Below are 19,522 nucleotides of genomic sequence, written 5' to 3' on the forward strand. Positions count from 1 at the left end.
CATCAAGCCTGACAGACGCTTACGGTCCTGCCGTGGCCGCCGCGTCCTGCAGTACCTGCTGCAACTTGTCGAGCGGATCGCCTTCGGTGGGGTCGAGCCGACGCGGCGGTATCTCGCGGCCATCGGGTGTGACGGCGGCGAGCACTGGGGGCGGTGGTGCGGGAGGCGCCGCCGGGGGTGGCGGGGGCGGGAGCGGTCGCACCGCGGACGGTGCGGCGTTGAGTTTGTTCGTCAGCCGGTTCGCGGTGTCCTGCCGAATGGCCCGCCGTTGCGGGTCCGAGTCGTTGTTGCCCGAGAAACAGTCGTGCGGCGCGGCGTCGACGACGGCCAGTGCGCTTCGGTAGCGTTCGTCAGCATGGGCTCGGTCCCCCGCCGCCGTGGCCTGATCACCCTGAGTTTCGCGAACCAGCTCGAGGTCGACTCGCACGGGGCAAGAACGGGCGGCATCGGTGCGGTCGAGGGCAGCCGAGAAGTGAAAGTCAGCATCGTCGAGCCGGCCGTCGAGAACGGCGGCCGCGCCGGCGGCGAACGAAGCCTTCGCCGGTTCCACCACATTGGCGATGCCGAGGACCTCTGCATCACTTTGGACCGCTCTTGCGTCACCGTGCTCGAAAGAAGTCCCGGCCGAATTACCGGCTACCACAACCGAAATCAGCTTGACAATTACCAATAGCGCCGTGACCGTCACCGGGGCCGAGTAGATCAGCAGCCGTCGTCGTAGCCGCAGCCTTGCCGGTCTATGCATCATGATGCCAAGTCTCGTCGGGCAATACGGCCGCGCCGGAACTCGCGCACCGAAAGATAGATCTCGGCCAGCAGCAGTCCCGCCGCAAGCAACGCAGGCAGCCAGTACAGCTCTACCCGTTCGACCCCGACGTCAAGACCGCGCGCTGCATCGGGGAGATCGAGCCGGAAGGGCTGACCAGGGTCCCGATGTACGTACCGCACCTCGAGTTGTTCTGCGATTTGCCGCAATTCGGCTTCGTCGATCGAGTCGGTGCGGCCGTAACCCAGCACCGCCCCGCTATTTACCGACCGTGGCGTGAGGTTGAGGTCGCCCTGCCTCGCGGGCGATCCCGGCGCACCGGAGCCGAAGTACAGCACTACGTTGCGCGAACCCGGATACTGTTGCAGCGCCTGCGTCAGCTGGTACCGCAGGACGTTGCCCGGTGCGGCGGCGTCGACATCGGCACCGTCCTGGGCGGCGCCGAGAGCCGCGATGGCCGCACGCAAGCTCCAGACATCTTCAGAAAGCGGCCAATTCAGCGAGGCCTTCGAAACGAAGCTGACGAGTGCGTACCGAGCCGCCGGGTACTGCTTGATCAATTCCGTGATGTCATCGCGTATCCCGGCGATGCGCGGAGTGTCGACGCCGTGATCCTCGACACCCGAGGCGGCCGACCGATCGACGACGAGGAATACGTTGAGATTCGCTCCGGCCGCGGCCGTTGTCCCAGCGCGATTTTGGTCGTCGCGGATCGTTGGACGGGTGGTTGCCGCAATCAGCAGCAGCACCGCCACGGTCACGCCGCTCCACCGCAGCACCGCACGCAGACGCCGGCTCCCGGCCGACTGCAGCACCCGCCAAAGCGCCACCAGCCGCGCCAGGGCGAGCGCGCCAGCTACGACTGCGAGGATCGGCCAGGGCAGCACGGGCTGATACGTCATCGGCGCAATACCAGTAGGGCCACCGAGAGCACGGCCGCCGACAACAACGCGATCGCCAGCGGTATCACCGGTGCATCACGGAAATCCGCTGTCACGATGGTGCCGTCCGCGAGACGCGCCGCCGGAGTGTGCGTGCGAATCTCGTTGAGTGCCGCGGTGACTGGCTTTGCCCCAGCCCTGACGTGCCGGCCGTCGGTCTGCTGCGCGAGCGCGACCAGAGCACCGCTGGCAGGCGATGGGGCCGTGTCGACCACATTGACCTGAGCCCCCGTACGTTTGGCCAGCTCTCGCACAGAGTTATCGGTGAACAGCGAGGCACGCGACTCCCCCGACGCGCGAAGCTCCGAGGGCCCAAGATAAATCACCGAGCGCCGATGCGAGTCCTGCTGTTCGTTAGCGGTGAAGCCGGTGAGGCACAGCGCGATAACATCATTCACGCTGGGGGCATAGTCCGTGTAGGGCACCGGAGGGGAAAACGACGTCAACTGCCCCTCATGGGCGCCAACGTATCCGCTGAATTGACCGGCCGCGTATTGGTGATCGCGCGTCAACGGGACCAGACGCCGGTTCACCGATGTCAGGCCGATGCGTTGGGTCTGTGGCGAAGCGGTGGTCTGCCGCGCGAAGTAGTCGAGCAGTTCAGTCGTCGCGGGATCGGTTACCGGCTGCGCGACGCACAGCATGATGTCCTCGGGATGCATGGCGTCAAAATCATTGCCGGCCCGGCTTGGCCGGGCCGCGGCCCACGTCGCAGCGCTGAACATAACTGTCAGCACCACCAGTTTCACGATCGTCGACAGTGAACGAAGCCGAGCCACTCTTGCGTACTCGGGCAACCGGGTCAGCCGGGCGACGTTGGCCAACGGTCGCAGCTGTCTGCGGGCAGCGGTCATGGGCAGCAACGCCGCCAGCGCCACGGCGGCGAGGAGGCAGGACGATGCAATGGCCGCTACCGGCCACCATTTCAGGTCCACGAGCGGATCAACTCCTGCGCCGAGGCACTCACCTCGCCGACGTCGACTCGCGTCTCGGCGTTGAACTGCCCGTCTCCGAGGCGGGCCAGCAGGGGCGCGGCCGCGGCCAGACCCCCGTCGGCCACCGCGTCGATATGCAGGTACTGAGCGCGCTCACCAGTCGCCTGATGCAAGAAACTGCGTACCGTCCGGCCGATGGCCGCACACGCCTGCGCCGCCGACGTTCGGCCCGCGTCGTACTCGGCGGCGACACGCTGTACACCGCGCGCGAACCGGTTGCGGATGATCCGGGAGTGCACCCGCCGCACGATGGGGATGCGTCGCAACCGATGCGACGGCAGCGTCCATACGAAAAGGCACGCATACCAAGCGGTTACGCCAAGAACCAACAGGACGGACCACACCAGCCACCACGCCGAGTACGGCTGCGGCCCAAACGCATGGCGCAGCAAGTCATCCGGCACGGGCGGCTACCTCGGTCAGGCCGGCGAGTTCACGCCGGATGTCACTGCTGGCGCCGACAGTTGCGTGCGGAATCGCATGTCCGGTCAGAAACGCACCCAGACGGGCGCGGCGAGCGCGCTCGGCCCGGCGGTAAGCAGCGACGACCCGCGGGCCAAGGTCGGCTCCGTTCAGAACGAAGCGACCGGTGGCGACGTCATACCCGTCCGTGTCGTCGGGCCCCACCGCGGGCATGTCCGACACCATTGCCCACATCATGTCGTGGCGTGCGCGCAGTCGGGTGAGCACCGTGCGGAGCCGGTCATCGATTTCGGGTTCGTCGGACACCACGATGATCAGCACGCTGTGCCGGTAATGCGTTGCGGCGTAATCGAGTTGGCCGCAGATATCACTGGCTCCAGGTTCGTTCGTGGTGTGCTGGTACCAGCGATGCAGTAGTCCCTCGACGTGCGGCTCGCCGCGCTGCTGCGCAATGTTGACGCAGCCGCGGCGGTCGCCGTAGACCATGCCGATCTGATCGGAGCGCCGCAGGCCGATCAGCCCCACCGCACCCATGAGGTGCGCGGCTACGTCGCGCTTGCACTCCCCACTCGGGGCGAGAGCCGACATGTTGCGACCGGCGTCGGCGACGAGCAGGATCTTGTGGTGCTTTTCGGAGACGAACCGTTTGATGAGCACGCTGCCCGAGCGCGCAGAAGCCTTCCAATCGATATCGCGGACGTCGTCACCGGGAACATAAGGGCGTAGATCGTCGAATTCCATACTGCGCGTGTGTAACAGCGTGTAGCGGCCACCCTCGAGCAAGCCGCGGGTGTCGGTGCCGAAGTGGGCTTTCGCCCGGTTGAGATGCTTACCCACGACGACCGTCTGGCACCTCAGGGGACCCTGACGGCCCGCAGTGCGGCGTCCACGACGACCTCGGGGGTGATATCGGCACTGGCCGCTTCAAAGCCGAGGATGAGCCGGTGCCGCAACACCCGGTGGGCGAGCTTCGCGATGTCCTCGGGCAGCACGTGCGCACGCCCGGATAACACCGCCTGCGCCCGGGCCGCCTTACAGAACGCGATCGTGGCGCGTGGGCTGGCACCGTAGTCGACCAGCCTCGCGATCTGCTTGGGCAACGCCCGCGCCGGGTAGCGGGTCGCGTCGACCAGTCGGCTGGCATAGAGCATCAGCGCACGATCCATGTGGACGTGACGCACCACGTCCTGCAGGCGCAGCACGTCTTCGAGGCTGGCCACCGGCGGGGTGGGATGGTCCTTGTCGTACACGCCGGCGTCGATTCGCGACATCACCTCCACCTCCTCCTCCGGGGAGGGGTAGCGCACGATCTCCTTGAGCAGGAAGCGGTCGGTCTGTGCCTCCGAGAGCGGATACGTGCCTTCCTGGTCGACGGGGTTCTGGGTGGCGATGACGAGGAACGGATCCGCAATCGGATGTTCCTGTCCGGCGATCGTGGTCTGCCGCTCCTCCATCGCCTCGAGCATCGCGCTCTGGGTCTTCGCACTTGACCGGTTGATCTCATCGAGCAGCAGGATGTTGGCGTGCACCGGACCCAGACGGGTGACGAACGAGTTGGTCGCCGAGTCATAGATCTGCGTGCCGATGATGTCGCTGGGCAGCAGGTCGGGCGTGCACTGGATGCGGTGGAAGCGGCCGTGAACCGACTCGGCGAGTACCTTCGCCGCGGTGGTCTTAGCCAGGCCCGGCACGCTTTCGAGCAGGATGTGGCCGCCCGCAAGCAGGCCGATCAGCAGCGACTCCCTGAGTTCTTGCTGCCCGACGATCTTGGCTGCGAATGCCTCGGAGATGGCGCCTATGACCCCCCGCACGCTGTCGAGTTCGCCCTGATCCGGTTGCGTCCGTGCTGTGCTCATACGCACGACGGGGTACCCGGCCACTGAATTTCCACACGTCGGCCGCCCATGAGCCGCACGCCCGACGGGCCGAGGCGGTTGCTCTTCTGTCGGGGCCCGAACGGGCTGCACCGGGGCCTCGAAACATACGCGCAGATTTCATGTGCGATTCAAAGAATGCGCCGACTGTGCCGTAAGCGTGTCGCCGGTGCTGCGAAACTTATTGCCCTAGAACACATTCCACGCTTTTCGGCGGCCGGCGTAAGTCCCTATTAATCAAACGTTCAGACGAACCGGTCAGGTACCGTTACGCCCAAATATTGACGCTTCCGTAATTCGCAGAAGGGTTCGGGGTTATGGATTTTGGGTTGCTGCCGCCAGAGGTCAATTCGGGGCGCATGTACACCGGCCCCGGCGCCGAGCCTCTGCTCACCGCGGCGGCGGGCTGGGAAGCAGTGGCCGCTGAACTCGAGTCCGCCGCCGCGGGCTACTCCTCGCAGGTTGCGGGGCTGACCGGGCAATGGTTGGGCCCTTCATCGATGGCGATGTCGGCCGCGGCCGCACGATACGTGGCGTGGCTGCACGCCAGTGCTGCCGAGGCCGGGCTCACGGCTACCCGGGCGTATGCCGCGGCGGCCGCATACGAAGTCGCATTCGCGATGACGGTGCCGCCGCCGGCGATCGCCGCCAACCGTGCACTGCTGATGCTGTTGGTGGCGACTAACTTCTTCGGGCAGAACACCGCGGCGATTGCAGCCACCGAAGCGCAATACATGGAGATGTGGATTCAAGATGCGATCGCCATGTATGGCTACGCTTTCGACTCCGCCACGGCGAGCACCCTGGTCTCATTTGACGAGCCGCCACAGACCACCAACCCGAGCGGGCCGATCACCCAGGCCCGTGCGGTCGCACAGACCGCGACCACTAACACCGTCGCCCGAACCCAAAGCCTGCTGACACAACTCAGCTCTCTGGACGGCACGACCGCACCCCTGTCCGGCGTTGACGTCGGCGCCTCCAACGTCGTCAGTAGCGGAGTCGACGCCAGCGTCGGCGGCTCCAGCGGAGTCAACATCGGAGTCGGCGCCACCGTGGGCGGGTCCAGCGGAGTCGACGCCAGCGTCGGCGGGTCCACCGGAGTCGACATCGGAGTCGGCGCGGGCGGCGTCGGTAGCGGCGTCAACACCGGAGTCGGAGTCGGCGGCTCCACCGGAGTCAACACCGGAGTCGGCGCCAGCGTCGGCGGATCCACCGGAGTCGACGTCGGCGTCGGCGTGGGCGGCTCCACCGGAGTCAACACCGGAGTCGGAGTCGGCGGCTCCACCGGCGGCTCCACCGGAGTCGGCGCCAGCGTCGGCGGATCCACCGGAGTCAACGTCGGCGTCGGTGTCGGTGTGGGCGCAAACGGCGCCGCAGTGTCGACTGGGCCGGTCTCGCCGTTGGTCGGCTCGCCGGGACTGGCCGGAACCGCGGCAATCCAACCTCAGTACAACGCTGAAGGACTCGCGGATTGGGTGGCGAGCACCTTCCCCGGGGCCGGTGCGATTCCTGTGGCGGCGGCCGGATAAGAAATTACCCGTTGCATCAACTCGCCGTCAGGATTCGATACTGGGCAGCCATCTCCTGCTGCACGTTGTCGAGTTGGCGGGCAACAGTTTTGATCGTGTAGCGGCCCGCCGCGGCCAGACACCAGTAGCGGGGCACTAGGCCGTTGGATCCGGCGACGCGCGTGCAGTGGCTGTCCGGAAGACCGGGAACTGAAGAAGCCGCTTGCGCAGCAGGGGTTTTAGCAGCGAGATCACTATAGGCTTGCGCGAGCGTCTGTGCGGCCGAGGGGTCTTTCGTTTGGTAAACGGTGGTCAGGTTCACCGAAACGAAGTCGACACCCGCCGCGGAAAGCAGCGGCCCGGTCTGCACCGGGTCGTCCTCGAGGTGCAGCGCGCCCGCCGGCGGGTAGGCGGCCCCGGACATCGAGGTGGTCTGGTCGTCCGGCGCCGGCAAGGTGCGCGCGACAAGGCCGGTGGGATCCAATGCAAGCGTGGGAAACTCGACGGCTTCGGTTGGCACAAAGGTGTCGATGAGCGGAACCTGGCGATCCAGTGTGCGCCCAGCGAGCTGGGCTTCGCAGTCCGTGCCGGCCGCACACCGCACCACCTGAACGAGTACATAGGGACCACGCGCGGTAAGCGCCGTCAGTTCACGAACCGTTTGGGTGCCCTCCTGGAAAGTCAGCACCGTGCCGTTGGCGTCGGGATGCCCTGGAATGGGCAGCGAGCTTTCTGGCTCGGTCACGATCGGGGTGGCGGTGGGATCTCGAGGCATATGTCGGGCCGCTGTGGTCATGTTCTGCGCCGCCTGCGCGGCCTCCGCGGGGCTGGCGAATCGCAGCACGGAATTGCGCAGCGCCATCTGTGGATTGGGGCCCGGGCTTTGCCGCTCGGTAACGAATCCGACCACCAGCGATAAGTTGTACGCGCCGCCGCCGATCGGCGCCCACACCGCGCGCGTCAGCCCCTTGGTTTCGGCGATCACAGCCGGACCGGAAGAGTTCAGGCCAATCAGACTCGGCTCGACTTCCCAGGGACCGACGACGTAGGCCGCCATACGACGGCCCTCGACCAGTCGCCCCGCGTGGTCGGAGCCGGCATTGCCCAGCGGCGGCTGCGGCGTGACGGGATAGCTCCCAGGGTCGAGCATCGAAGCGTTCACCGGCGCCGTGGACGATGACCTCGACCCGGGCGCGCGGGCGGCTTCTCCGCCGATGGTGTGGCTGCAGCCCGCCAGCACCAGCGCGAGTAGCACACTGACAACACTCGGGTTTGGTTGCAGCAGTTTACTTTTCATATCGACCCGGGCCTTGAGTGACTGGTCACGACGTCTTGCAGATCTTCCATCCGTCTTCGAGTTTCAACGGCAAGCTGACGGTGCGAGTGCCCAAAGTTTCGTTCTGACCCTCGAACGTGGCATCGGCGGTGTTGCCCGTAATCGCGATGTTGGTGATGTTCTTGATCGTGGTCACGCCGTTCTGGGCACGGCCCTTCTTGACGTAATTCATTGCGGTGCCGCTGAATTGGTTTCTCATCGCGGTGCACATCAATTGCAGGTAGGCGTCCCAGTTTTGGGTGTTGTACGCGTCCTGAAACGCCATCAGGGTCTCGCGGATCTGATCCTCGGCCGAAGGGCTGGCCGAGGGGGCCGGCGGCGCCGGGCGACCGGACGGGGCGACGACGGACGGCGAGGCCGAGATACCCGTCTTCTGCGGCAGCGCCGAGCCCCCGGTCACCGTTGTACACGATGTCGCCAGGGCGACGGTAACACCGACGGCCCACAGGCGGGCGATGACCGGCGCGGAACTATTCATCTGTCCCCCTTGTTGCCTCATTGTCGAGGCACTTTGTTGGCGGTGGCGCTGACCAAAGTGGCGATGTCGGCACCTCCCGCGGCACGGCATTGGCGAATGTCGACTAAGACGTTGCCGCGCACCATCATTCCGTGGTCGCACGATCCGCCACCGCGAAGGGTCGCCGCCAGGGTCAGCACACCGGCGGTAGTCTGCGGCTGGCCGAAGTCCCAGATTTTGGCGGGCGCGCCCGGTTCGGTAACGGTGATGGATTTTCCGCCACACAGGGACCACTGCCCGTCCTGAGCAGTAAGGGCCGAGACGGCCTTGTCGCCGGGGAAGGCGAGAACCGATTGGGTGACGCTGTCTTGCCAGGCCTGTTCGTTCATGCCGCGCAACGTTTGCACGGCCACGCCCGTGTAACCCTTTTGCCCGTAGACGCTCTGCTGCGCAGGCGCCCACGCGCCCAGGCATTGCTGGTTATCGACTTCCGCGGAATCGTCGAGCAGGCTGGCGCTGTCTTGCTCCAGAACCAGCGGATCGCCATTGGCCGTGACCGGAAGCTGTGCGGCGGACAGCAAAATGGCGCGCAATTGGGCGGGCGCGACGTTGGTGGCCGGCGGCCCGGGAGGCGACACCGGCACACCGGGTGACCCGGCACCCTGGCGGGAGTCAGCGCTTGGTCCCGAGGCGTCGGGCCAGACCAGCACGGTGACCGTGGCGGCCAACAGCAGCACCACACCGGCCAGCGCGGCGGCGATCAGACCGCGCCGACGCTTAGGAGCCGGGCCGGGTGGCGGGAACGGTCCGGGTGGCGGCGATCCCGGCCACGCGGACACCGTCGGCGGCTGCGAGGTGTGCGGGTAGGAGTTGACGGCACCGCTGGGTATCGGTGGCAGTGGCGCGTAACGGTTGCGATCGTGCAGCGCCGAAACGGCGGCGTCGGCAAGGGCGCTCGCCGTCGGGAACCGGGCGGCCGGATCTTTCGCCATCGCAACCGCGATCACGTGGTCGAGGGCGGAAGGAAGCGAAGGCACCACGTCGGTGGCTCGCGGCGGCGGTTGGAACAAGTGGGCCATCATCACCGACGCGGCCCCGTTGGTTGCCGCGAAAGGCGTGTTGCCGGTAAGCAACCGATACAGCGTGCAGCCCAGTGAATAGATGTCGACCCGTCCGTCGATGCGCCCATTGGACAGCACTTCTGGTGCGGCGTAGCCGACGGTGGCCACCACCGCCCCGGTGGCCGTCAGCCCCACGTCGTCCAGGGCGCGTGCAATCCCGAAGTCGCCCAGCAGAACTCGCTCGTCGGGGCCGACGGGGCCGGACAGCATGAAGTTGCCGGGTTTGACGTCGCGGTGAATGACGTGGTTGGCGTGCGCGAAATCGAGCGCCCGGGCGACCTGCGTGATGATGTGTACCGCGCGGTGCGGGGTCATGGTTCCGTCGCACAGCGCGGCCTCGGCGTCCGTGCCGTCCACGAACTGCATCGCGATCCACAGCTGGCCGTCGTCTGTTTGTCCGCGGGTGTAGACCGACACGATCTGGGGGTGTGCCAGGGCGGCCGCGGTGTCGGCCTCGCGGATGAAACGTGCCCGGAAATCCCGATCGCGCGACAGCTCGGCGGATAACACCTTGAGCGCTACTTTGCGAGGCAATGCCGGGTCGGCGGCCAAGTACACAGTTCCCATGCCCCCGCTGCCCAGGACCGCCTGGATGCGGTAACCGCAGACCAGGGACCCGTTTGCCAGCACCCGTCAACCCTACGGTCCGGCGGCCCTCATCCGGGTCAGAACCGGCCGACACTCAGCGATCCCTATGCTCATCGCGCGGATGTGGTGCCCCGGCGTCGTGGGGCACGGTGAGCCGCGAGCACGTCGGCATTTGCCAACGTTTGCGCCTGCGCGGCCAGCGTCGATGCCCCGTTGGCATGTGCGAGGGCCTCGGCCTCGTTGCTGACTCCCTTGCCGCGTGCAGCCGCCAAATGCCGCTTCGCCTCTTCCAGTCGGCCCTGGGCCTCGGCACCGACGTTGTCGCGATGCTTGGCGACGTAGTCGGCGATTTGGCGCAATCGCGCGTCCGCGATGGGCAATGCCTGCACCAACGACTCGACGCGTTGCCCGTCGCGATGGTCGACCGGCCGTGCGGCGCGCCGACGCCGCGCGCGATAGAGCAGCAGAACCACCACGACGATGACCACGACGGCGATGACGCCGATCGCGATCCACAGCCAGATCCGGTTCGACGGGCCGTGTGCTTGATTCGGCGCCGGCGGTTTGGTCGCCGGTGCCGACTGGTCCAACCCGGCGGCGGCAGCGACGGCAGCACCGCTCCAGTCTTTAGCGCTCACTGCCGGTTCAATCTTGTTGCTGCGCAGGCTATTCAAGTCGGCAGCAGTCAGGCCCCGCACCGTCCCCGGCACCGAGAACGCATACGCTTTGGTATTGGTGGCCACCGCCAGCAGCGCGTCGTGATCGTCCATCCCGCTGGCGGTGCGGGTTTTGTCGGCCCAGTTCTCGGGTTTATACCTCGAGAAGTTGTCGACGTAGACCACCCACAGTTGAACGTGCTGATCCTGATAGAGCCGGTCGATCGCCGAGCCGATCGTCGCCCGATCGGAATCCGTCAACACCTGGGTGTTGTCAGTGATGTGATCGGTGAGCTTGGTCGGCGGTTGCGCACCGGCAGGCGTTGTCAGCAGGAGGGCCACCAGCAGCGTCGTCAGGACCACTCCGACCAGGCGAACGATTCGCATATGGGTAATCTAGCCCGCCGCCGGCCGATAGCCCAGATCATGCCCCTACGCAGGGGAATCCGCCGGGCCGTGGCGCCATTACCGGCGAGCGATGATCCCAATCACAATGGCCACCAAGCATTTACAGCTCATTACTTCCGGCAGCCGACCTTTCCGCCCGGCACACGGATGAGCGTTCCGAGGCAGGTATTCACCCGGGCAGGATCTCCCTCCAGGATGTGGGCACCGACGGGAATGCCGCCCGCGGTTCCCGGCTGGCCGAGGCGGCCGCGGTAGTAGTGGTGGCACATACCCATGTCCCAAACCACGTCCTGGTGCGGCAGAGGACTGCCGGGACACCAAACTCGGCTGCACATTCCCAAGCGGTTGCAGATGTGCGTTGACGGGTCGGCCTGGGCGCTGCCGGGGCCAAGCCCCGAACTGGCCGATGCCATGGCGCTCAAAAACAATGCTCCGACAATGATTCGACGCATGATGTGTTGTCCTGATCGGAGTGTCGCCGGTGCGGGCATTGTTGGCAATGGCACCGACGAAACCAAGTATTGGATTTCCGATCGTCATTGGTCACGAGTAGTGGGCTACTCGATTTCGGCTAAAAGCCTGTGCAGTGCACCTATACCGCCGGGCGCACCCCAAACCTCTTGAACGACTGCTTGACTCGCGTGGGTGTTCAACTCGACGCAGATGTCGCCCCGATTCAGACTCGAAACATCGCGCCCGTCATGCAAGATGAGCAGATGCAGCGCGACCTTGTCCGGCGTCGGCTGGACTACCTCCTGCTCCCGGCCTTCGTGCTCGGCATCATCAACGCCGCCTTGTTGAGTTTGCCGGAAGCCCTCGGAGTTCCTGTCGCCACTGACAGCCCGTGGCCACCTCTGCGTGCCTTGCACACCTGGGCGGTCGAGCAGGAACCGCAGCACCTCGTCATGCCGCCCGCCTTGAAGGCCTCACTGTTGTACGACGGTTTCGTTCAGCTTCCGCTGCTTGTTGTGCTGACCATCGGTGTCTGGAAGCTCAAATCCTGGCCGTGGCTGGGCACGCTGGCCCTGGCCTACGCCGTCAGCGCCGTGATGAACATGTACTTCTACTTCATGCAGACATTTCTCGGACCCGACAGTCCGCCACACCTGACGACCTACCTGCCACTCAACCTGCCCTGGCTGATCGTGCCGATGCTGGTGGCGTACCGCTTCTGGCCGCGGACAGCTTGAGCAGAAGGCGTCTCAGGCGATCAGCAAGGCGACACCACTGTCAGTGACGTCGACGCTGACGCAGGATAGATCGGTCACGACGACGTCGGCGTCGACCAGTTCGGCCGCGGGGTGAGTCGTCGTGACGGCTAGCACTTGCGCCCCCGCGGCTCGGCCGGCACCGACGCCCGCGGGCGCATCCTCCACCACCAGACACTCACGTGCCTCGAAGCCCAGCGCGGCGGCCGCCTTGAGGTAGCTCTCGGGGTCTGGCTTACCGAACGCCACATCCTCCGCGCCGATCAACAACATCGGAGCCGGGAGCCGTGCCGCCGCCAATCGAGCGGCCATCAACGAACGGGGCCCCGACGTCACCGCCGCCCAATGACTAAGGGGTAGGGCATCGAGCAACCGATGCGCTCCCGGTAGCGCCAAGACGCCATCCAGATCAGCGGATTCCTGCAGCGCGAGTAGCCGGGCTGTCGCTGCGGCCCGCTGCTGTGGCGCGACGAACTGCGCGACAGTGTCTTCGGTTCGCCTGCCGTGACAGACCTTCAGTACCTCGTCGTAGTCGACGCCGTATTCGTGGGCCCAGGTGCCCCAGGAGCGTTCGACCGTGGCGGTTGAGTCAACCAAGGTGCCATCGATGTCGAACAAGACTCGTTTGCCGTGCAGAACCGCCATCGACTGCAACCCTAATGCGGGTAGCGTCCGCACACCCGACGGTGTGTCCTAGGAAACAGGCGCGGTAGCCGGTCATGCACTCGGCTTCGGATCCGGCGACCAGAGGTTCAAGGGGCGGATACGGTCGGTCTGGGGTTTGCCGTCGCCGATGGCGTCGACGATGTTCAGACCGGCATCACTCGGCCGTCCCGCGCAGAAACCCGCACGTCAAACGGCTTCTTCGAGACCGCGTTGCGGCGACCGGGAGGCCCCGTCTTGTGAGATTGGTCGTTGCCCGTACGCGAGTCGCCAGCTTTTGTAAAGGCGAATCAAAGGAAATTTAACTACCTTTATCCTAATACGTTCAATTTGCAGTGTCCTGATATCATACGTTAATCAACCACTTGGCCCTGTGCCTGCCGCTACCCAACGACGCAGCGTCAGGCATTTGCAGCGTGGGCGACGAAAGGATTTCTTGGTGCCAACAGCCACCAAACAAGCTCAATACGAGTTGATTCACGAGACTTTGCAACAAGGAACGGCGGCACTCGACTTCACGACGTCCCTGTTCGAAAAAAGTTACAAATCTCACTTCCCTGACCACACCAGCGAGGTGAGCACCCTGCTGCAGAACGCGTGGAAGTATCTGCTCGCAGCCAGCGACGGGCATGATTTATATCAGGTATGCACAGAGGTGCATGAGCAGTTCTTCACGTCCGAAGGATCCGGGTCGTGGTTCAGCGAGGGCTACTCGAGGTATAAGTCACTGCGCAAGCCGATACAGGATTTCAACAACCTCGCGGACGCCATCAAAGGCCGCACAGTGCTCGACTTCGGCTGTGGCCGAGGTCATTTGGCGGCACTGATCGCTCGTGCCGGCTTTGACTGCTCCACCACAGACGTCATGGACTACCGGGGCGAGGACGCTGCTGCCTTACCTTTTCGGCAGATGTCGTCGCCCATTGATGTGCCCTACCCGGACGACTCCTTCGACAGTGCGATTGTCAAGACGGTGCTCCATCACGTTGATGAGCCCGATCTGATTCCGCTGCTGGTAAATCTGCGGCGTGTTGCGCGGCGGTTGATTATCGAAGAGGATACCTACGCCGTCCGCCCAGCGCGGCTGGGAGCGGTAAGAAAACAGGCTGAATTAGCTGAATTCAACAAATTGAATGACCGGGATCAATTCCGCACGCTGATGCTCATTGATTTCTTCGGAAATGCTGTTGCGCAGGGCCTCGTCGATATGAATTTCGGCTTTCAGTTCAAGCGTGTCAGCGAATGGCATTCGATTTTCAGTAGCCTTGGCTTCCGTACCGTGGAAACGGAAATCGTGGGGTTCCGCCCTGGCAACATTCACAAATGCTGCCAGGTCCGCTTCGTCGTTGATCGCGAGGAAGTGTAAGGAAGCGGCTATTTGGCCGGCCGTTCGAGCCCGAGATGATCGCGCAAGGTGGAACCGGCGTACTCGGTGCGGAATCGCCCTCGGTGCTGCAGGATGGGCACGACATGGTCGACGAATGTCGTGAGCTCGTGTGGCAGTGTCGATCCCATGATCGTGAACCCGTCGACCGCGCCGGCATCCTGCCATGCGATCACGTGATCGGCCAGCTGCTCAGGGGTGCCGACGAAATGCGTCTGCCGTGCCAGCCCGCCGGTCATCTCCTTGGTGATCTCCCGCAAGGAGGCCTCGGGCCGCGCACGCGAGGCCGCAAAGAGGTGCTCGGCGCCGCTTGACGGAGCCGACCTCTCGGTCCAAAGATCGGCGGGCAGCGGAGCATCGGGGTCGAAACCGTCCGGGTCCAGCCCGGCCGTGTAAAGCGTGTTCTGCCAACGGAATTCCGGATTCTCCAGGTCTTCGAGGCGCTGTGCGCGCGCCCTCGCTTCGGCCTCGGTGGCGCCGAGGGTGATCATCAACGCGGGTAGCACCAGCATCTGATCGGGCTTTCGGCCGATGGCCGCGGCCTGCTGATGCAGGTTGGCCCGGAAAGCCACGGCCGCCTCCAGTGAGGGCGGCCCGGAGAAGACCACCTCGGCGTATCGCGCGGCAAGCCCGACGCCCGCGGCGGACTGTCCCGCTTGGACGAGCACCGGGTGTCCCTGCGGGCTGCGCGGAAATGGCTGGACGCCCTCGACGTCGTAGTACTTGCCGTGGAAACGCGGCGCATGCAACTTGGCGCGGTCTGCCCATACGCCGCGTTGGCGGTCACCGATGACCGCGTCGTCCTCCCAGCTGTCCCACACGTGGGTGACAGCGTCGACGAATTCGTGGGCCTGCGCGTAGCGGTCGGCGTGCTCCGGGTGGAACTGCTCGCCGAACGCGGCTGCGGCCAGCGGCGTGACGGTGGTGACGATGTTCCAGCCGGCGCGGCCGCCACTGAGGTGATCCAGCGTCGCGAATCGGCGGGCCAGCTCCCACGGCTTGCTGTAGGTCGTCGAGCCCGTTCCGATCAGTCCGATGCGATCGGTGACCGCCGCCTGAGCCGAGAGCACCGAAATCGGATCGAACTGCGTCTGAGGCAGGTAGGTGGCGCGATATTCGGCGATGGCGAGGTTGTCGGCCAAGAAGATCGAGTCCATCAAGCCGCGTTCAGCGATCCGCGCGATATCCGTGTAATAGGACAGGCCCAGGACATCGCGTACATCGCCGTCCACCACGCGCCACGCGGCCTCGTGATAGCCGTTCGGCCAGATGAAAGCGTTGAAGTGCAAAGGCCTCGTGCTCATGAGTTCGACTCCTTCGTGCGCGCGAATGCCGGCAAGGGTGTCTTCATCCAGACATGGCAACAGCCCTGGCACTCCGAAGAGGCAACGTGGCGCGAGGTTGAAATAGTCCTGCTAAATCAAGGTCCGCACATTTCGAAGATCAATTCGTGACCGCAGATGCGGATGCGATCACCATCAACCAGCGTCGCGCCGGCTAGCTGCTGATGGTGGCGATCTGGGCGTCAGACAGCTTCGCCACGGCTCCCGGCAGCGGCTGAGCGTAGAGGTGCGGCCTGCGCAGGTACCTCGGGGAACTCCCTGCAGTGACCGCCCAGTGCAGGAAAGCCCGGATCGTCTGCGCGACGGCGGGATCCTTCTGCTTGCTGTAGACCACTGCGTATTCGTAACCGACGATTGGGTATCCGTCCGGGACCGGTCCGTTGACCAGTGAAATCGCCTGGTTGGCCGGGGTTTGCGCAACGAAGCCCGACGCCGCGGTGTCAACGCTTTGAGCGCTGGCCAGCACGAAATTGCCTGAGGCATTGCCCAATTGGGCGTCGCCGAGGCCCTTCTCCACAGCGTCGTCGTAGTACCGGGTGCCGATGTAGGCCACGCAGCCAAGAGACTTGACACAGCCACCCAACATGCCGGGTTGGCCCGCGGCGCCTACGGCGTTCGGCACCGCGGGAAAGTTGACGGTGGTGCCGGAGCCGGGCGAGTTACCCCAGCCGTCGGGGTCTTGCTTAGCCAAGTACTGGGTGAAAAGGAATGTATCGCTGCTCTGGCCGTCGGAACGGTGTAGCGGGACTACCGGGATGGCCGGCAGTTCTACCTCAGGGTTCATCGCGACGATCGCCGGGTCATTCCAGGATTTGATAGTCCCCTGGTACATGGCTGCCAGTACTTTGCCGTTGAGCTTGAGGTGCCCGGTGACACCGGGCAGGTTGTAGTGCACGTGCACCGAGGAAACCGCCATCGCAATATTCATCAGGCCCTGGTGCGCGGCGATGTCAGCGTCGGACAAGTAGGCGTCAGAGGCGCCGATGTTGACTGCGCCCGCGGCCGCTTGGGCGATCCCGACACCGGATAGCGCGCTCTGGGTATTGATCGTGACGTTGGGGTATCTCGAGTGAAAAATACCGGCCCACGAGCTCATCAGCGGGTAGAGATTGTTGGAACCGGTCTCCGACAAGGTCACGTCCGACGTGGGGGGCGCGGTGGCCAGATTGCGGGAGGTGGACCCGGCGCTGCCTGAACCGCCTGTCGAGTTCGAACCGCATGCCGCCGCGAGCAGCATCACCGCCGCGGCAATAAGCACACGAAACTTCATCCGTCCTCCCCGTGCTTTTCCGGTGTGCAACTGTCTACGATCCCACCGAGCCAGCGAACATTATCGCTTTGGTTCAGGCTCGGGTGGCAAAAATGAGACGATCGGTCTCTTGGAGTATGGTCTGGCGCGGACCGGCGGACCCAATGTGTATGTGCGTCAACGCTTCACCGATACCCCGCTAGGTGTGCACTTTCCAGCCGGCCAATGGGGTCGGTGCAGCCGGAGCGTTGGGATCGTTGAACTCGATGTAAAAATCGCCCTGTTTCACATTGCTGTCGTAGGCGATGAATCCGTGCGCGGTTTGGCCGTTGGTGACGGTGCCCGAGCGCAGCGGCGGCGTCTTGCCGATCGTCTGGTAATCGACCATGGACGAGCCGCCCTGGATGTCCCGGTAGGGGTCTTGCCGCCACGCGGTGGAGGCGGCGGTGATGGACCTTTCGCTATAGCTGAAGGGTGCATCGGACTTACCGACGATGGTGAGCTCGATGACGTTGCAGCCTCCCCCACCGAGACTGGTGCATCCCGACGAGACCCAGGTCGCGTTGTTGAGCGTGACGTCGGCGGTCGCGGTGCTGTACTCCGTGACATGGATCGACGTGCCGGACTTGCCGGTCGGAAACGGCGACTGCTGGGCCGTCGGGTCGGCGTTGCCGACGGGCGCCGTCGCGCACGCCGTCATCGCCAGCATTGTCGCAACCGCTGCGCGGATGGGCGGAGGTATAGCCACCAGCAGACGATAGCGCGCTGTGGAGGAGGCATTTTCTCGTGTCGGGCGGCCCGCCCCCGATGCCGGGAGGTATCTCGAATCGCGGGCAGGCCTTGCGGCCCCTACTATTCGGCTAGCGGGGTGCTACGGATGTAGTCACCGCTGGAACCCGGGGCGGCAATACCGTCGTCTTCGACGAAAAGGAATCCCAGCATGAAGACGAGAGCATTGATGGCCGCCTTTGGCGCCGCATCGGCGGCCTTGGCCGCTGGTGTGATGTGGACAGCGTCTCCGGCGTCGGCCGGCACCCCGTATTGCGATTCGCTGGGCAACCCGCAGCAAGCTCATGAGTGCAACTGCGGCTTCGACTTCGCGCCGGCTAGTCCTGAGTTTCAGGACTGCATGCGCGGAACTGCGGCTGCCCCCGCTGCACCGCGGCCTTAGCCTTCCGGCCCACCCCGAGCCGGGGCCTTGGCCGGCACCGAATCCGTTTGCCGCAGAGTCCATTTTTGCCGGTAATCGGCGGTTATGATCTCGCCATCGCGAGACGACAGGAGCCGCCCATGCCCGGAGACCAGCAGCGTGTGGTCGACCTGCGCGCGCAACAGGTTGTCCCGGACGTCGGGCGGACGTTGTGGCTAGGCACTCTGCTGCAGTTCGGATTGCGCTCGGTGCTGATCGTGTTGGTCGTTGCGACCTTGTTGCTGGAGCCTCCGGACCACTACGAGTGGGTCTGTGTGTCCATCCCGATGGTGTACGTGATCGTCCTCGGATGCTGGACCGCGTGGGCGCTGCGACGTCGGGCGCCCACGACAACGTCCACCCGGACGGTGGTACCACTGCTCATGCTGACCGCCGACGTCGCGATGGTCTCTGTCCTGTCGATACTCGCCGGCGTGACGTCGCCGCAGGACTGGACATCGGACGTGATGAGGAATGGCTTCTTCCTGATTCCGTTGATCGCGGCCGCCCAACTGGATCCCAAGATCAGTGCGGCGGTGGCGATTCCGACTTTGTCGGTATTCGTTCTGACGTGCTGGATCACCAGGTCGGCCAACCAGGAGCCGTGGGCGTCGATCCTGCTGAGCTCGTTCGTCTTGGCCGCGCTGGCCGGCGGATCGGTTGTCTTATCGTTCATCCAGCGGTCCAGAGTGGACATGATCGCGGACCTGGCGCGGCAACGGCGCCAGCTGCTGGAAGAGTTACTCGAAGTGGAACGGCATGAGCGGCAGGCAATCTCAGAGCGTCTGCACGATGGCGCCCTGCAGTACATCCTGGTCGCGCGCCAAGACATCGAGGATGTGCGCGAAGGTTCGGCCGATGCCGCGGACCGGGTGGCATCGGCGCTCGCCGAATGTTCGGGCCTGCTGCGCGACGTGGTCCGGGAACTGCACCCAGACGTTCTCGTGCGGATGGGATTGAAATCAGCCCTGGCCGCTCTCGCCGAAAGCCTCGGTTCCCGGGCAGGGCTCACCGTCGATTTCGACGCGTCGAGTTGGCCCGATGGCTTGCGCACCGAGGCCGATGACGTGCTGTACAACGCTGCGCGTGAGGCGTCGAACAATGTCATCAAACATGCACGGGCGCAAAATGTTCGGATCGAGTTACAACACTGGGACGGGCTGGCCTCGCTGCGTGTGGCCGACGACGGCGTGGGCATCTCGGAGGCGGCCATGGCGCGAAAAGCTGACGAAGGCCACATCGGAATGACCTCGATGCGCGCGAGAGTGCTTGCCTCCGGTGGACAGTTCGACGTGCGTTCGACCTCTCCCGGAACCGAACTCGCCATCTCCATACCCCTACGGACGGCAAGGCATCTCACCGCCGCGTGACCTGCTCCCGTCATCACCGGTCGCAAGGTAAAGTCGTTTC

Annotated in this window: 19 protein-coding genes; 4 read left to right on the top strand and 15 right to left on the bottom strand. The window is 64.9% G+C overall.

Annotated elements, in window-relative coordinates:
* Window positions 1-19 precede the first annotated feature (19 nt).
* The 6 genes from AC5Y5O_RS04770 to AC5Y5O_RS04795 are packed head-to-tail and all read right to left on the bottom strand — an operon-like array spanning window position 20 to window position 4,981.
* A complete protein-coding gene (locus tag AC5Y5O_RS04770; protein WP_500023980.1) occupies window positions 20-748 on the bottom strand; it encodes a hypothetical protein in 729 nt (242 codons plus the stop codon).
* Window positions 745-1,668, bottom strand: a complete 924-nt coding sequence (locus AC5Y5O_RS04775; protein ID WP_500023982.1) for a vWA domain-containing protein — start codon at window positions 1,666-1,668, stop codon at window positions 745-747. The genes AC5Y5O_RS04770 and AC5Y5O_RS04775 overlap by 4 nt, the downstream gene beginning before the upstream one ends.
* The gene (locus AC5Y5O_RS04780) at window positions 1,665-2,642 is read right to left on the bottom strand and encodes a hypothetical protein (RefSeq protein ID WP_500023984.1); all 978 of its coding nucleotides are present in this window, start codon (window positions 2,640-2,642) and stop codon (window positions 1,665-1,667) included. The genes AC5Y5O_RS04775 and AC5Y5O_RS04780 overlap by 4 nt, the downstream gene beginning before the upstream one ends.
* A complete protein-coding gene (locus AC5Y5O_RS04785; RefSeq protein ID WP_096288983.1) occupies window positions 2,633-3,106 on the bottom strand; it encodes a hypothetical protein in 474 nt (157 codons plus the stop codon). The genes AC5Y5O_RS04780 and AC5Y5O_RS04785 overlap by 10 nt, the downstream gene beginning before the upstream one ends.
* On the bottom strand, window positions 3,096-3,962 hold the full coding sequence (locus tag AC5Y5O_RS04790) for a DUF58 domain-containing protein (RefSeq protein ID WP_096288985.1): 867 nt from the start codon (window positions 3,960-3,962) through the stop codon (window positions 3,096-3,098). The genes AC5Y5O_RS04785 and AC5Y5O_RS04790 overlap by 11 nt, the downstream gene beginning before the upstream one ends.
* Before the next feature lie 17 nt (window positions 3,963-3,979).
* A complete protein-coding gene (locus AC5Y5O_RS04795; protein WP_500023987.1) occupies window positions 3,980-4,981 on the bottom strand; it encodes an AAA family ATPase in 1,002 nt (333 codons plus the stop codon).
* Window positions 4,982-5,316: 335 nt separating this feature from the next.
* Here AC5Y5O_RS04795 and AC5Y5O_RS04800 point away from each other — a divergent pair, with 335 nt between their 5' ends.
* Window positions 5,317-6,531 (top strand): PPE family protein, encoded by a 1,215-nt coding sequence (locus tag AC5Y5O_RS04800; protein WP_500023989.1) that lies wholly within the window; start codon window positions 5,317-5,319, stop codon window positions 6,529-6,531.
* A gap of 16 nt (window positions 6,532-6,547) precedes the next feature.
* On the opposite strand, the gene AC5Y5O_RS04805 is transcribed toward AC5Y5O_RS04800, so the two are convergent.
* The 4 genes from AC5Y5O_RS04805 to AC5Y5O_RS04820 all read right to left on the bottom strand — a co-directional run bounded on the left by AC5Y5O_RS04805 (window position 6,548) and on the right by AC5Y5O_RS04820 (window position 11,055).
* The gene (locus AC5Y5O_RS04805; protein WP_500023991.1) at window positions 6,548-7,807 is read right to left on the bottom strand and encodes a DUF7373 family lipoprotein; all 1,260 of its coding nucleotides are present in this window, start codon (window positions 7,805-7,807) and stop codon (window positions 6,548-6,550) included.
* A 25-nt stretch (window positions 7,808-7,832) separates the two neighbouring features.
* Window positions 7,833-8,324: an Rv0361 family membrane protein gene (locus AC5Y5O_RS04810; protein WP_133160871.1), complete on the bottom strand. Its 492-nt coding sequence runs from the start codon at window positions 8,322-8,324 to the stop codon at window positions 7,833-7,835.
* Window positions 8,325-8,341: 17 nt separating this feature from the next.
* Window positions 8,342-10,054 (bottom strand): serine/threonine-protein kinase PknH/PknJ, encoded by a 1,713-nt coding sequence (locus AC5Y5O_RS04815; RefSeq protein WP_500023993.1) that lies wholly within the window; start codon window positions 10,052-10,054, stop codon window positions 8,342-8,344.
* 68 nt (window positions 10,055-10,122) lie between these two features.
* Window positions 10,123-11,055 (bottom strand): TPM domain-containing protein, encoded by a 933-nt coding sequence (locus tag AC5Y5O_RS04820; RefSeq protein WP_500023995.1) that lies wholly within the window; start codon window positions 11,053-11,055, stop codon window positions 10,123-10,125.
* A 737-nt stretch (window positions 11,056-11,792) separates the two neighbouring features.
* On the opposite strand from AC5Y5O_RS04820, the gene AC5Y5O_RS04825 reads away from it, so the two are divergent.
* On the top strand, window positions 11,793-12,266 hold the full coding sequence (locus tag AC5Y5O_RS04825; protein ID WP_165796429.1) for a DUF2781 domain-containing protein: 474 nt from the start codon (window positions 11,793-11,795) through the stop codon (window positions 12,264-12,266).
* A gap of 12 nt (window positions 12,267-12,278) precedes the next feature.
* On the opposite strand, the gene AC5Y5O_RS04830 is transcribed toward AC5Y5O_RS04825, so the two are convergent.
* Entirely contained in the window at window positions 12,279-12,929 is a 651-nt protein-coding gene (locus AC5Y5O_RS04830) for an HAD-IA family hydrolase (RefSeq protein WP_500023997.1), read from the bottom strand.
* Between the two features lie 457 nt (window positions 12,930-13,386).
* Between AC5Y5O_RS04830 and AC5Y5O_RS04835 the strand changes: the two genes are divergently transcribed.
* Window positions 13,387-14,313 carry a class I SAM-dependent methyltransferase gene (locus AC5Y5O_RS04835; protein ID WP_500023999.1) on the top strand — a complete coding sequence of 309 codons (927 nt, stop codon included), beginning with the start codon at window positions 13,387-13,389 and terminating at the stop codon, window positions 14,311-14,313.
* An 8-nt stretch (window positions 14,314-14,321) separates the two neighbouring features.
* On the opposite strand, the gene AC5Y5O_RS04840 is transcribed toward AC5Y5O_RS04835, so the two are convergent.
* The 4 genes from AC5Y5O_RS04840 to AC5Y5O_RS04855 form a co-directional block, all read right to left on the bottom strand.
* Window positions 14,322-15,635 carry an NtaA/DmoA family FMN-dependent monooxygenase gene (locus tag AC5Y5O_RS04840; RefSeq protein ID WP_500024001.1) on the bottom strand — a complete coding sequence of 438 codons (1,314 nt, stop codon included), beginning with the start codon at window positions 15,633-15,635 and terminating at the stop codon, window positions 14,322-14,324.
* A gap of 193 nt (window positions 15,636-15,828) precedes the next feature.
* Window positions 15,829-16,944, bottom strand: coding sequence for a phosphate ABC transporter substrate-binding protein PstS (pstS, locus tag AC5Y5O_RS04845; protein ID WP_500024003.1), 1,116 nt, complete (start codon window positions 16,942-16,944; stop codon window positions 15,829-15,831).
* 178 nt (window positions 16,945-17,122) lie between these two features.
* The gene (locus AC5Y5O_RS04850; protein WP_500024131.1) at window positions 17,123-17,632 is read right to left on the bottom strand and encodes a hypothetical protein; all 510 of its coding nucleotides are present in this window, start codon (window positions 17,630-17,632) and stop codon (window positions 17,123-17,125) included.
* Window positions 17,633-17,775: 143 nt separating this feature from the next.
* A complete protein-coding gene (locus AC5Y5O_RS04855; RefSeq protein WP_096289009.1) occupies window positions 17,776-17,982 on the bottom strand; it encodes a hypothetical protein in 207 nt (68 codons plus the stop codon).
* Between the two features lie 231 nt (window positions 17,983-18,213).
* On the opposite strand from AC5Y5O_RS04855, the gene AC5Y5O_RS04860 reads away from it, so the two are divergent.
* Window positions 18,214-19,482, top strand: coding sequence for a sensor histidine kinase (locus AC5Y5O_RS04860; RefSeq protein WP_096289011.1), 1,269 nt, complete (start codon window positions 18,214-18,216; stop codon window positions 19,480-19,482).
* Window positions 19,483-19,522: the final 40 nt, after the last annotated feature.

This window comes from Mycobacterium sp. NGS40, assembly GCF_059812735.1.

Coding starts and splice junctions, on each gene's coding strand:
- AC5Y5O_RS04770 (WP_500023980.1), bottom strand. CDS start 748: ATGATGCATAGACCGGCAAGGCTGCGGCTACGACGACGGCTGCTGATC.
- AC5Y5O_RS04775 (WP_500023982.1), bottom strand. CDS start 1,668: ATGACGTATCAGCCCGTGCTGCCCTGGCCGATCCTCGCAGTCGTAGCT.
- AC5Y5O_RS04795 (WP_500023987.1), bottom strand. CDS start 4,981: ATGAGCACAGCACGGACGCAACCGGATCAGGGCGAACTCGACAGCGTG.
- AC5Y5O_RS04800 (WP_500023989.1), top strand. CDS start 5,317: ATGGATTTTGGGTTGCTGCCGCCAGAGGTCAATTCGGGGCGCATGTAC.
- AC5Y5O_RS04805 (WP_500023991.1), bottom strand. CDS start 7,807: ATGAAAAGTAAACTGCTGCAACCAAACCCGAGTGTTGTCAGTGTGCTA.
- AC5Y5O_RS04810 (WP_133160871.1), bottom strand. CDS start 8,324: ATGAATAGTTCCGCGCCGGTCATCGCCCGCCTGTGGGCCGTCGGTGTT.
- AC5Y5O_RS04820 (WP_500023995.1), bottom strand. CDS start 11,055: ATGCGAATCGTTCGCCTGGTCGGAGTGGTCCTGACGACGCTGCTGGTG.
- AC5Y5O_RS04825 (WP_165796429.1), top strand. CDS start 11,793: ATGCAGCGCGACCTTGTCCGGCGTCGGCTGGACTACCTCCTGCTCCCG.
- AC5Y5O_RS04830 (WP_500023997.1), bottom strand. CDS start 12,929: ATGGCGGTTCTGCACGGCAAACGAGTCTTGTTCGACATCGATGGCACC.
- AC5Y5O_RS04840 (WP_500024001.1), bottom strand. CDS start 15,635: ATGAGCACGAGGCCTTTGCACTTCAACGCTTTCATCTGGCCGAACGGC.
- pstS (WP_500024003.1), bottom strand. CDS start 16,944: ATGAAGTTTCGTGTGCTTATTGCCGCGGCGGTGATGCTGCTCGCGGCG.
- AC5Y5O_RS04850 (WP_500024131.1), bottom strand. CDS start 17,632: ATGCTGGCGATGACGGCGTGCGCGACGGCGCCCGTCGGCAACGCCGAC.
- AC5Y5O_RS04860 (WP_096289011.1), top strand. CDS start 18,214: ATGCCCGGAGACCAGCAGCGTGTGGTCGACCTGCGCGCGCAACAGGTT.